8 protein-coding genes are annotated in these 12,393 nt (G+C 55.5%); all 8 read left to right on the top strand.

Annotated elements, in window-relative coordinates; all coding sequences use genetic code 11:
• Positions 1–115: 115 nt before the first annotated feature.
• The 8 genes from M2108_RS23205 to M2108_RS23170 all read left to right on the top strand — a co-directional run bounded on the left by M2108_RS23205 (position 116) and on the right by M2108_RS23170 (position 12,280).
• Entirely contained in the window at positions 116–1,732 is a 1,617-nt protein-coding gene (locus tag M2108_RS23205) for an ABC transporter substrate-binding protein (protein ID WP_277471667.1), read from the top strand.
• A complete protein-coding gene (locus M2108_RS23200) occupies positions 1,729–2,718 on the top strand; it encodes an ABC transporter permease (RefSeq protein ID WP_277471668.1) in 990 nt (329 codons plus the stop codon). The genes M2108_RS23205 and M2108_RS23200 overlap by 4 nt, the downstream gene beginning before the upstream one ends.
• Positions 2,715–3,581 (top strand): ABC transporter permease, encoded by an 867-nt coding sequence (locus M2108_RS23195; protein ID WP_277471669.1) that lies wholly within the window; start codon positions 2,715–2,717, stop codon positions 3,579–3,581. The genes M2108_RS23200 and M2108_RS23195 overlap by 4 nt, the downstream gene beginning before the upstream one ends.
• Positions 3,581–4,345, top strand: a complete 765-nt coding sequence (locus tag M2108_RS23190) for an ABC transporter ATP-binding protein (RefSeq protein ID WP_277471670.1) — start codon at positions 3,581–3,583, stop codon at positions 4,343–4,345. Before M2108_RS23195 ends, M2108_RS23190 begins: the two co-directional genes overlap by 1 nt.
• Complete coding sequence (locus tag M2108_RS23185; RefSeq protein WP_277471671.1) at positions 4,342–5,127, top strand: ABC transporter ATP-binding protein; 786 nt, start codon at positions 4,342–4,344, stop codon at positions 5,125–5,127. The genes M2108_RS23190 and M2108_RS23185 overlap by 4 nt, the downstream gene beginning before the upstream one ends.
• The gene (locus M2108_RS23180) at positions 5,111–6,178 is read left to right on the top strand and encodes a pyridoxal-phosphate-dependent aminotransferase family protein (protein WP_277471672.1); all 1,068 of its coding nucleotides are present in this window, start codon (positions 5,111–5,113) and stop codon (positions 6,176–6,178) included. Before M2108_RS23185 ends, M2108_RS23180 begins: the two co-directional genes overlap by 17 nt.
• Positions 6,171–7,406, top strand: coding sequence for an amidohydrolase family protein (locus tag M2108_RS23175; protein ID WP_277471673.1), 1,236 nt, complete (start codon positions 6,171–6,173; stop codon positions 7,404–7,406). The genes M2108_RS23180 and M2108_RS23175 overlap by 8 nt, the downstream gene beginning before the upstream one ends.
• A gap of 878 nt (positions 7,407–8,284) precedes the next feature.
• Positions 8,285–12,280 carry an endo-1,4-beta-xylanase gene (locus tag M2108_RS23170; protein WP_277471674.1) on the top strand — a complete coding sequence of 1,332 codons (3,996 nt, stop codon included), beginning with the start codon at positions 8,285–8,287 and terminating at the stop codon, positions 12,278–12,280.
• Positions 12,281–12,393 lie beyond the last annotated feature (113 nt).

Here is a 12,393-nt window from a genome sequence, read left to right as displayed (position 1 = left end):
TAATAGTTTTACCCGCTCTGGCATTATGTGAATTTTGTTTGACAGGGGGGATAGTATGGGCCATAATACAATCCATACTAAACATATAAGGTTTATAGGAAGGGGAGAATGAGACATGCAATTTACAGCTTCTATCAAGAAAACATTAGGGTCAGGAACACTGGCAGTTCTATTAATGGCGGTGATTGCCGGCTGCTCCGGACAGAACAATACAGCTGCTTCCGGCGAGACGGCTCAGCCAAGCGCTAGCCAGGCGGCGGATGCGGGCAACAGCACCAGTGAACCGGCGGCAGGAGGGACTTTTGTCTATGGACGGCCTGCTGCAGTAACCTCGTTTGATTTGCATAATCAGATTACCTCTAATAATGCGTTTGCAATTGATAAGGTTTTTGAATCCCTGGTTGCTTTCAACAGTGAAGGGGAAATTGTGGACTGGCTGGCTGCCTCCCATACCATCAGTGAAGACGGATTGACCTATACCTTTGTGCTGCGTGACGGGCTGAAGTTCTCTAACGGCAACGCCGTTACAGCCAAGGATGCTGTATTCTCGCTGGAGCGTCACCTGAAGGTCGGCGGTCCGCTGGCGATTGCGGCCAAGGTAGACAGTGTGACTGCACAGGATGACAAGACACTGGTAATTAAACTCCAGGAGCCGTACACACCTTTCATTTCCGAGCTGTCCAACTTCTCTAACGGCATTATCCCGGCTGACTTCGGTGGGGTTACTGAGGAAGAATTCTTCAAAAAGCCAATCGGCACAGGTCCGTTCGCCGTTGAAGCCTGGGACCCTGCGGGCGATGTGACATTCGTTAAGAACACGAATTACTGGCAGGAAGGCAAGCCGGCAATTGATAAGCTGGTCTATAAGCTGATCGAAGACGACAGCCAGGCAATCAACCAGCTGAAGGCTGGAGAAGTTAACGCGATCGAAGCGCTTGCCCTGCAGAATGCTGAAGAGTTGAAAAACGGCGCAGATACTGCTGTAGTAACCAATGGCAGCTGGGTAACAGAGCAGCTGTTCTTTAATACACTGGATGAGCATTTCAAGGATGTACATGTCCGCCGTGCACTGGCGCTGGCGCTGGACCGTGAAGGCCTGACCAAGGCGCTGACCTTCGGTTATGCCAGGGCGGCTAATTCCCTGCTGCCGACAACCATTCCTTACAATGCAAATGATACGATTAAAGCGCTGAACTATGATGTTGAAGCTGCCAAGGCAGAGCTGGCTAAATCCGCTTTCCCTAACGGATTCAGCACCAAGCTGCTGATAGCCTCCGGCAACAGCACAAGAGCCCAGGAAGCCCAGATTATTCAAGCGGCAGGCCAGGCGATCGGTATCAAAATTGAGATTGAATCGATTGAGCTGGCTTCCTTCCGTGAACGGTTCTTCGCCTATGATTTCGCTGCCATGCTGAACAGCGGCCAGGCGGATTCTCCGGAAGCGAACTCGATTCTGGCTTTCCAGACCGATCCGGAAGGCTTCAGCAAATCGTACTGGACGCACTATACCAATGATGAAGTAACCAAGCTGCTGTATGAAGGACAAAAAACAGCAGACGGCGATGCCCGGGCAGAGATTTACACCAAGCTTCTGCAGACGCTGGCAGATGAAGTGCCTTACATTCCGCTCTACTACCCTGACATTCTGATCGGCGCCCGTTCCTCGGTAGAGGGACTCACTGTATTGCCTAACGGCAGCGTCCGCTTTGAAGATGTGCGGATCGGTCAATGATGATACCGGGGAAGCTGCAAAGTTTTGCAGCAGGTAATCGTACATCCTACAGATGGCTGACGGCGGCTCTGATTAGAGCCGCTGTCGTTATCCTCTGTGTGATGACCGCTGTCTTTTTTCTGATCCGCATCGTTCCCGGCGATCCCGCAAAAATGATTTTGGGTGAATACAGTACACCTGAAGCCATCGCAGCCATGCATCATACACTCGGGCTGGATCTTCCGCTGTGGGAGCAGTTCATCCGGTTTGTGAAGCTGCTGTTCACCTCCGGTGACACCGGTAATTCCATTATCTCGGGAACCTCAACACGGGTGCTGATTGCCGAGCGTGCACCGGTAACCATGCTGCTGATTCTGATGGCCTGTGTCATTGCTGTAGTGATTGCCCTCCTGCTTGCTACGGTTGCGGCTACGAATAAGGACAAGCTGGTGGATCACCTGATCCGTATTTTTCCGACGATTACTCTGGGTATGCCAATCTTCTGGGTTGGCATCCTTTTCATTATGCTGCTTAGTGTCCGGCTCGGCTGGTTTCCTGTCGGCGGTGTAGGCAAAGGCTGGTCTGGCATGCTGTACAGCCTGACGCTTCCGGCGGTTACGGTCGCTTTTTCCCAGATCCCAACGCTTGTCCGCTCTTTAAGGGCGCAAATGCTGGAGGTGCTGGAGTCCGACTTTGTGGTTACTCTGAGGGCTGCACGCATTCCCGGCCGGGTTATTCTGTTCAAGCATGTGCTGCGCAATTCGGCACTGCCGACGCTGATGCTGCTGGGGGTTAACATTTCCTATCTGATTGGCGGCACGCTGGTCGTTGAGCAGGTGTTTGGCATTAAAGGCATCGGCAGCCTGCTGTTTACTTCCATTTCAAACCGGGATTTTCCGGTCATCCAGGGAATTGCGCTGTACTGTGCGGTTTCTGTGGTGATTATCAGCCTGCTGGTGGAGATTGCAGCCAAGTGGCTTGATCCCCGGACGAAAGGAACACGATGAAAACTACAACCAATTATCCTGAACTGCAGACGGACGCAGCCAGGACTTCGCTGATCCGCCGGATTCTGAATACCCCTTCCCTGCTGGCAGGAGGCATCATGTTTGCTGTGCTGATCCTGCTGGCTATTTTCATTCCGTACATCAGCCCCTATGACCCGACAGAGCAGAATTTAAGCGCATTTCTGCAGCCGCCGTCCGCCGAGCACTGGCTCGGAACCGATCAGCTGGGGCGGGACCTGTTCACCAGACTGATCTACGCTGCCCGGACAGACCTGACCATTATGGTGCTGGCGGAGATTATTCCGTTTTGTACCGGGATTTTTCTGGGTATGGTGGCGGGCTACTATGGAAAATGGGTCGATAACATCATTACCCTGATTACCGATACGTTTATTGCCTTTCCTTTTTACCTGATCGTGATTATTGTGGCCTTTGCCAGCGGGGCGGGCCAGCGCGGAATTTATATCACTTTTATTCTCGTCGGCTGGATTGTGTTCGCCCGGGTGGTCCGCGGGCTTAGCGCTTCGTTCCGCGAGCAGGAATGGATTGCTTCGGCCCGGACGCTGGGGCTGTCCGGCCCCCGCATTATTCTGCGCCATTTGCTGCCGAATGTGCTGCCGCAGGCTGTGGTCGTCCTGATGACGGATATGGTCGGCCTGCTGGTTGCAATTGTCACACTCGGCTATCTGGGCATCGGGATCGCCCCGCCGACTCCCGACTGGGGAACGATGATTGCGGACGGGCAATCCTTTATCTCGACCGCCTGGTGGCTCTCGGCCGTGCCGGGCTTCGCCGTGGTATATACGGGGATTGCCCTGTCGCTGGTGGGCGACGGGCTGGCAGATCTATGGAGGAAAAAATAATGGCTACAACACCCGTTTTGGAAATAGAGGGCTTGACGCTGACTGCCAAAACGCAGGAGGTGCTGGTCAAGGATGTCAGCTTCTCGCTTAACCAGGGGGAGAGCCTGGGGCTGGTCGGTGAATCGGGCTCCGGCAAATCGCTTACGCTGCGGGCGGTGCTCGGTCTGCTGCCGCGCGGTGTGCAGCAGACAGGCGGAGTGATCCGGGGCGCGGCGGACAGCGCCATGGTGTTTCAGGATCCCAGGGGGGCGCTGGACCCGCTATGTCCGGTGGTCAAGCAGGTAGCGGAGGTAGTGTACTACAGACAGCGGCTCAGCCGCAAAGCTTCGCGCGCCGCGGCGCTGGAGCTGCTGCAGATGCTCGGCCTGCCGGATTCGCTGCGCAAGGCGGACCGGTATCCCGGCCAGCTCTCGGGCGGGCAGTGCCAGCGGATCGTCATTGCCATGGCCCTGGCCTGCAAGCCGGGCATTCTGCTCTGCGACGAGCCGACCACGGCGCTCGATGTCACAGTGCAGAAGCAGATTATGGAGACAGTGGGCCGGCTTCAGCAGGAGCTGGGGTTTGCGATGATTTTTGTAACCCACAACCTGGCGGTTGCTGCAGCGATGTGCTCTAGGCTGGCAGTAATGAAAAAAGGCGAAATTGTCGAGCACGGCAGTACGCTAAGTGTTCTGCAGAGTCCGCAACATACCTATACTCAAATGCTGATTAACTCGGTGCTGCCTGTGCCGGAGCTTACGCCTGAAGGGAGCGGTGCTATATGAACTTAAGCCTGCAGGTTAACAATGTGACCGTACGTTACGGCGGGTTTACTGCGCTGGACAATATCAGGCTTGAGGTGCAGCAGCATACCACCCTCGGGCTTGTCGGAGAATCCGGGTCGGGCAAATCCACGCTCGCGCGGGTGATTGCCGGGCTGATTATCCCGGATCAGGGGCAGCTGCTGCTGGATGCAGAGCCGCTTACCGGGAAACGGACCCGTGAGCAGCGCAAAAAGATCCAGATGATCTTCCAGAATCCCGATGCCTCGCTGAATCCGAAGCATTCTATCCGGCAGATTCTGGCTGAAGCGCTGCTGTTCCACAGGATCGTAGGCTGTGCAGAAGTCGAGAAGAGATCCAGGCAGCTGCTGGAGCGTGTGAGCCTCGAGGGAAAAGCGCTGGATAAATATCCGCATGAATTCTCGGGCGGCCAGCGCCAGCGGATCGCGATTGCCCGTGCGCTGAGCGTAGAGCCCAGCCTGCTGATTGCCGATGAGCCGACGAGTGCCCTGGATGTATCCGTACAGCTAAGGGTGCTGGAGCTGCTGGGCACTCTCAAGTCAGAGCTTAATCTGACGATGCTGTTTATTTCCCATGATCTGGGCGTTATACATGCTATAAGTGATAAAGTTGCCGTCATGCGGCAGGGGAAGCTGGTTGAGATCAGCCCTAAGGACAGATTCTTCAGCTATCCGGAAGCGGCCTACAGCCGTGAATTGCTGTCTGCGGTTCCCCAAATGCCGACTATGAAACCATCAGGAGGACAACATGAACCAAGAACATAAAGGATATGTGCCGTTGACACGCGCTGAATTCAGCACGCTGACCAGCCAGCTCTCCCGGCTGCTGTCTACTGAACACCCTCCGGTTATCATTCCCGGTGAGGCGATTCTGGGGATCGAGGCGGTAGCCGCAGGCATATCTGCACCGGGCCGCACGTTTATTAATGTTGTAACAGGGCCGTACGGCAGCCTGTTCGGCCTGTGGCTGGAGCGCGGCGGGGCAAGAGTGGTTGAAGTGAAGGTCCCGTTTGATGAGGTAGTGCCGGCGGAGCAGGTTGCCGCGGCCATTGAGCGGGTTAAGCCGGATGCGATTTCCTTTGTGCAGGCTGAGGTAGTCACCGGGGGCTCGAATCCGGCAAAAGAAATCCTGCGCATTGCCCGCACCCACAACCTGATTACGGTAACGGACTCCGTCTCGGCGGTCGGCGGGGAAGAGCTCTTGGTAGATGAATGGGGCGTTGACTTCGCCGCTGTCGGAGCGCAAAAGGCGCTGGGCGGACCTAACGGGGTCAGTGCGGTCAGTATCTCGCCGCGCGGCTGGCAGTTCCTGGAGTCTAATAAAGTTGCGCCGCGCAATTCGATTCTGTCACTGCTGGATCTGAAGCCGTCCCCGGCTGGTACAGAGCCGGTGCGCGTTCCGCCTAATATTCCGGCGCTTGAGGCCAGAGCGCTGATTGATGCGCTGGCGGCTGTTGAAGCGGAAGGCCTGGACAATGTCATCTCACGACACGAGAATGCGGCTGCTTCAGCTATTTCCGGCATCAAGGCACTTGGGCTTGAGCCTTGGCAGAAGGACAGCGGGCATTATTCCACGCTAACGACGACCGTCCGCATTGGCGGGGATGAGCGCCTCAGAATCGTACAGCCTGTCGGCATTGTTGCTCCGGGAGACGGGGAGCTTAACGGCCGTCTGCTGCGGATCAATCATTTTGGGGTAAATGCGAGCCTCCTCAGTGTGGAAAAGGCGATTGTAACACTGGCTGAGCTGCTCGAACAAGACGCTGCTTCAGCGCTGCAGGCGGTCCGGGCAGCATGGGGGAATACCCATGCTTAATAAACATCCGAAGGCGCTTGATTATAAAGCAATCCGCATTGCGGGGATCGAAGGCAAGCGTTACGACATTTCCATCAGAGACGGCAGATTCACGTCTGTAAAGGAAACGGTGCCGGAGGAATCGGCGGGGCAGGCCGGATATTCCGGAGAATTGCTTCTGGAAGGAGAAGCCGGACAGCCGGAACCGGCGCAGCCTGCAGGGGCTGCTATCCCGCAGGCTGATCTGTGGATCAGCCCCGGTATTATTGATCTGCATACACACCTGGCCTGGACGGACTTTGACCATGCAGACCAGCTGAAGCGTACCGCCAGCGAGGTGGAAGCCATGCAAGGCGCGGCGTTTGGAGCTACCCTGCGGACCGGTGTAACGACTGCGCGGGATGCGGGCGGCATTACGCCGCAGACCATCCGCCACCTGGTCCGCAGCTATGGGCACCCGCTCAGGGTCGAAACCAGCAGCGAAATGCTGGGTTCAGCGGATGCGCTGGGAACAAAGTTCCTGGAAGGCCGGCTGGCCGAGATTTATGCCACCGGAGCAGGCTGGGTCAAAATTATGGCAACCGGCGGTCTTGGTGCGCCTGCAGAGAAAGTGCTGGACCCTGTGTTCTCGGAAGAAGAGTTCAACTTCATTGTCCGCCATGCCCATGCCCATCAGATTAAGGTGCTGGTCCATACCTGGGGCGGGGTGACCATTGACTGGTCGATCCGGGCAGGCGTCGAATCGATTGAGCACGGAATGTTCCTGACCGCAGATCAGGCCGGCCGGCTGGCTGAATCCCGTACAGCCTACGTGTCTACCGCTTCAATCTACCGGATTGCCGCAGATCCTGCCGGCGTGCTGGGGCTGCCCCAGGTCATCTGTGACCGTGCCGCACGGGCAGCCGAAGCCCACTCCCGGGCCATCAGCTATGCCAGAAGCGCGGGCGTACGCTTCGGCTTCGGCACAGACTATGCCACGCCGGCGCTGCACGGCTATAACCTGCAGGAGCTGGACACGCTGCTGGATTACGGACTGACCCGCGCAGAAGCGTGGCAGTCCGCTACCTCCGGCGCGGCTGACATTCTCGGACGCGGCCATGATTTAGGCCGGATTGCCGAAGGTTATCTGGCTGATGCTGTAATCTGGAACGCCGATCCGTTCCAGGCACGGGGTGCCGATGTGCTGCGTGAGAGCATAGTCTCAGTTATAACCGGGGAGACGGAAGCGGAGCTAGCCGGGGGGAGATAATCCGCTTTTGCGGTTTTAGAGTGTGGACGGGCCGTATAACTGAGGTTATACGGCTTTTTACTGTGGCTGGTTAGTGAGGTGATGCGCTGATGCCCTACCTCGAGCTGGTAGTCTGGCTAAAGAGAGCGGCGGGATCTATGCCGGAGATGGTTTTTTAGGCCGGATTTTATATTCTGAAGGCTGGTTAGTGTTCTTTATACTGCTTTGCAGAGGCTGGTTTATTAAGCGGACAGCGGTGAAGGGCGAATCTAAGCTGGGTTTTATTAAACTTCCGCCGGGATGAGGGTTCCTGAACAGCTAAGTGGATTTTCGCCACCTAATTCTTCCGATTTTTTTGAGTTTCAAGGATTAGTTGGAAAATCGGCACTTAATTTAGCCCAAATCCCACCATAAGGCGCAAAACCGTAAAATTAAGTAGCGTTTTTCCACTTAGATTTCCGAAAGTGGGATCGAGCGGAGAATTAGATGCCATTTTTCCACTTAGCTCGATCAGGGAATCACTCGTACATTCTGTAGAATCCCTCGTACAGGCTAGAAAATTAAATTTACTGCGGGAGGCTGAGCTGTCTCTCGTATTTCAACCTTCAACCGCAGTCAGCGGCTCCAGCCAAGCATAGATTGGACATCAGCGGCCGGGATTATATACCATTATCTGGATTAACAGCTAATCCCGAAACAAAAGTTCCGGACCGTACGGATCGGTAACTGCCCGTTAATTTAAATGTTATATAAAAAGTCCGGTATCATCTTTAGTTTGGAGAAAGACAGCGATTTTGCGGGTGTGCTACGATTTTGCTTGAGAAAGGGGGCTGTTCGATTCTTTTTTGTAAGCGCTTAATCCACGTGAATTCAAATTCATAAAAAGAGGAGTGCAGTGCATGAGTAGAACGTTCAAACGAATCTTCTCCACAGTATTAGCGGTAAGCCTGCTGCTGCCGCTCGGCTGGATCGCTCCGGCAGCGCAGGCGGCCAATGCTGCAGAAGTCAGCCAGGCAGAAACAACCGTTTATCATGAAACCTTTGCGGGCGGGGCAGGCAAAGCCGGCCAATCCGGCACCGCAAGCCTGACTGCGGTCACCGGCATGCCATTTGACGGCAACGCCGATGGTGCAGCGCTATATGTAAGTAACAGAGCGAACAACTGGGATGCTGCAGATTTTAAATTCAGCGATCTCGGGCTCGTTAACGGGGAGACGTATACAGTAACTGCGGTGGTTTATGTTGATGCTTCAGTCATTCTGCCCGAAGGGGCAAAGGCTGCGCTGCAAACTGTAAACAGCTACGGTAATTATGCCGAAGCAGCCTATGTGGCCGGCAACGCGGTTACGCTGACCAGGGAATTCATTGCCGATACATCCAAGGATCAGGCGCTGCGCATTAATTCCAATGAGGCTGGCAAGGCGGTTCCGTTCTATATTGGAGACGTTCTGATTACCGGTAAACCAGCCTCCGGAGGCGGAGAAGAGCCAGTAAGAGACCCGGCGCTGCAGTTCAATACGATTACCTTTGAGGATCAGACAGCAGGCGGCTTCGCCGGCAGGTCGGGAAATGAGACGCTGACGGTGACGGATGAAGTGAACCATACCGCAGACGGCTCCTATGCCCTGAAGGTGGAAGGCCGCACATCAACCTGGCACGGGCCGGTGCTGCGTGTAGAGAAATATGTGGACAAAGGCAGCGAATATCTGATCTCGGCCTGGGTCAAGCTGATTGATCCGGCCAGTTCACAGCTTCAGCTGTCCACACAGGTAGGCGACGGCAGCAGCGCCAATTATGTCGCACTCTCCCCCAAGACCATCAGTACCGCTGACGGCTGGGTCAAATTTGAGGGCAGCTACCGTTATAACAGCGTAGGCGGCGAGTACCTGACGATTTACGTGGAGAGCTCGAATAACGCTACAGCATCCTTTTACATTGACGATATCAGCTTTGTACCTACGGGCACTGGTCCGGTTGCCATCCAGAAGGATCTGGTTCCGCTGAAGGCTGCGTACCGGGATGATTTTCTGATCGGGAATGCCATTTCGGCCGAGGATCTGGAAGGGGTACGGCTGGAGCTGCTGGAGATGCATCATAACGTGGCCACGGCAGGCAATGCGATGAAGCCGGATGGGCTGCAGAATGTGAAGGGTGATTTTACCTTTACCGCAGCGGATGCGATGGTCGATAAGGTGCTGGCGGAAGGCATGCAGATGCACGGCCATGTTCTGGTCTGGCACCAGCAGTCGCCGGCGTGGATGAATACGTCCCAGGATGCGGAGGGCAATACCGTACCTTTGAGCCGCGAAGAGGCCCTTGTGAATCTGCGGACACACATCCGTACTGTCATGGAGCATTTCGGGGATAAGGTGATCTCCTGGGATGTCGTGAATGAGGCGATGAATGACAATCCGGGGAATCCGGCCGACTGGGAGTCGTCGCTGCGCCAGGCCCCGTGGAAAACCGCAATCGGAGCAGATTACGTCGAGCAGGCTTTTCTGGCGGCGCGGGAAGTGCTGGATGAGCATCCGGAATGGAACATCAAGCTCTATTACAATGATTACAATGAGGATAACCAGAATAAAGCCCAGGCCATCTATAACATGGTAAAAGCACTAAACGATAAGTATGCGCTTAATCATCCCGGCAAAAAGCTGATCGACGGTATCGGCATGCAGGCGCACTACAACGTTAACACCAATCCTGAGAATGTCAGACTGTCGCTGGAAAAATTCATCTCTCTTGGTGTGGAGGTTAGCATCACGGAGCTTGATATTCAGGCGGGCAGCAACTACGAGCTGTCAGAAAAGCTGGCCGATGCCCAGGGTTATCTGTACGCACAGCTTATGAGCCTCTACAAGGAACATGCTGCGAATATTGCACGAGTCACCTTCTGGGGGATGGATGACAATACGAGCTGGAGAGCATCATCCAATCCGCTGCTGTTCGACAAGAGCCTGCAGGCCAAGCCGGCATATTACGGGGTTATCGATCCGGTAAAATATATCGCCGGGCATCAGCCGGATACGACGGACGCTAACGTGTCTAACGCTGTTTATGGAACGCCGGTCATTGACGGTACAGTAGATGCTCTCTGGACAGGTGTACCCGAAATGCAAGTTAACCGCTACCAGCTGGCTTGGCAGGGCGCAAGCGGCATAGCCAAAGCCCTATGGGACGACCAGAATCTGTACGTGCTGGTTCAGGTCAGCGATGCGCAGCTGGATAAAGCGAGCGCGAATGCCTGGGAGCAGGATTCGGTTGAGATTTTCGTGGATCAGAATAACGGAAAGACCTCCTTCTATCAGGACGATGACGGCCAGTTCCGGGTCAATTTTGATAACGAAAGTACATTTAATCCCGACAGGATTGCGGCAGGGTTCGCCTCTACAACCAAAATATCAGGAACCAACTATACGATTGAAGTCAAAATACCGCTTACCAGCGTTACACCGGCCAACGCCAAGAAGCTCGGCTTCGACGTGCAGATCAATGATGCGAAGGATGGCGCGCGGCAAAGTGTAGCCGCATGGAACGATACTACCGGCAACGGGTATCAGGATACTTCGGTATACGGCGTGCTTACGCTCACGGGCAAGCCTGATGCTCCGGCAGTGACACCAACACCAACACCAACACCAACACCGACAGCTACTCCGGGGCCGGCTGCGATTCCCGGCGGAACGGGCAGCGGTGCTGCTACGCCGAAGCCTGCTGTTTCGGAGAGCAAGGATGGTGTGGTGACGCTCAGACCTGAGGTTACCAGTACTGGCGGCGGGGTTAAAGCGGCTGTCTCTGCAGATGATCTGAATAAAGCCCTTGCACAGGCAAGCCCTGCTGCTGACGGCCGGAAACAGGTCATTATCGAAGTGGCTAAGCAAGGGGATGCCGCGGGCTATGAGGTACAGCTGCCTTCGCAGAGCCTGAAAGGGCAACAGAGCTTTGTGCTGCTGGTGAAGACAGCGGCAGCTGCGGTAGAGATTCCGGGTAATATACTTTCCGGTGCAGCAGCAGACGCTGACCTCATTTCAATCCATATCAAACAGGTTTCCAAGGATGGATTGGATGCCAAAGCCCGCACGATTATAGGGGCAGGACCGGTTATTGACCTGAGCCTGACGGCAGGCGGCAAAGCGATTGCCCTGGGCAGCCCGGAAACTCCGGTAAAGGTGTCCATCCTGTACACTCCTGCTGCGGCGCAGCTCGGTAATACCGCAGCCCTGTTCGCCGGACAACTGGGCAGCACAGGCAGCCTGACGGCAATTCCGAATAGCCGCTATGACGCGGTCAGCAAATCCCTTGTGTTCCACATTGCGGGGGCCGGCACCTATGCGCCAGCCTTTAACCCTGTAAGCTTCACTGATATAGAGAAGCTGGCCTGGGCCAAAGAGGGCGTCACCGCCTTGGCTGCCCGCGGTGTCGTGCAGGGAACCGCTGAAGGCAGCTTCTCTCCGGCAGCACCTGTGAAACGGGCAGACTTTATCACGATGCTCGTCAGAGCGCTTGAGCTGAAGGGAACCGGCACGGCTGCCACGGGCTTCGGCGATGTTCCAGCCGGAGCTTATTACGGCAGTGAGCTGGCCATTGCACAGCAGCTTGGCATCATTACCGGTTATGCGGACGGTACCGTCCGTCCGGACAATCCGATCAGCCGTCAGGAAATGATGGTGATCGCAGCACGGGCACTGGCGGCAGCGGGCAAAGCTGCCGCAAGCAGCAGCGGCAGCCTGAATGCATATCCGGATGCCGCACAAGTCGCCGGATATGCTGCCGACAGCGTATCCCTGCTGGTGAAAGCCGGCGTTGTCGCCGGCAAGAACGGCCTGCTGGCCCCGGGAGATACACTGACCCGCGCGGAAGCAGCGGTCATTGTGTACCGGATTTGGGGGCTATAGCCCGTTAAGCGAGAATAAAATAACAGAAGCCGCAGGTGCTGAACCCTGCGGCCTCTTGCTCCCGAATTAAGGGTGACACTCCTGGGTGTTACGAGATAGTGCGGAGAAGACTT

Origin of the sequence: Paenibacillus sp. PastM-3, from assembly GCF_029893965.1 — a bacterium.
Classification (GTDB): Bacteria; Bacillota; Bacilli; order Paenibacillales; family Paenibacillaceae; genus Paenibacillus_AQ.
The sequence above is the reverse complement of the archived record's forward strand: the minus strand, read 5'-3'. Positions and strand labels throughout refer to the sequence as shown.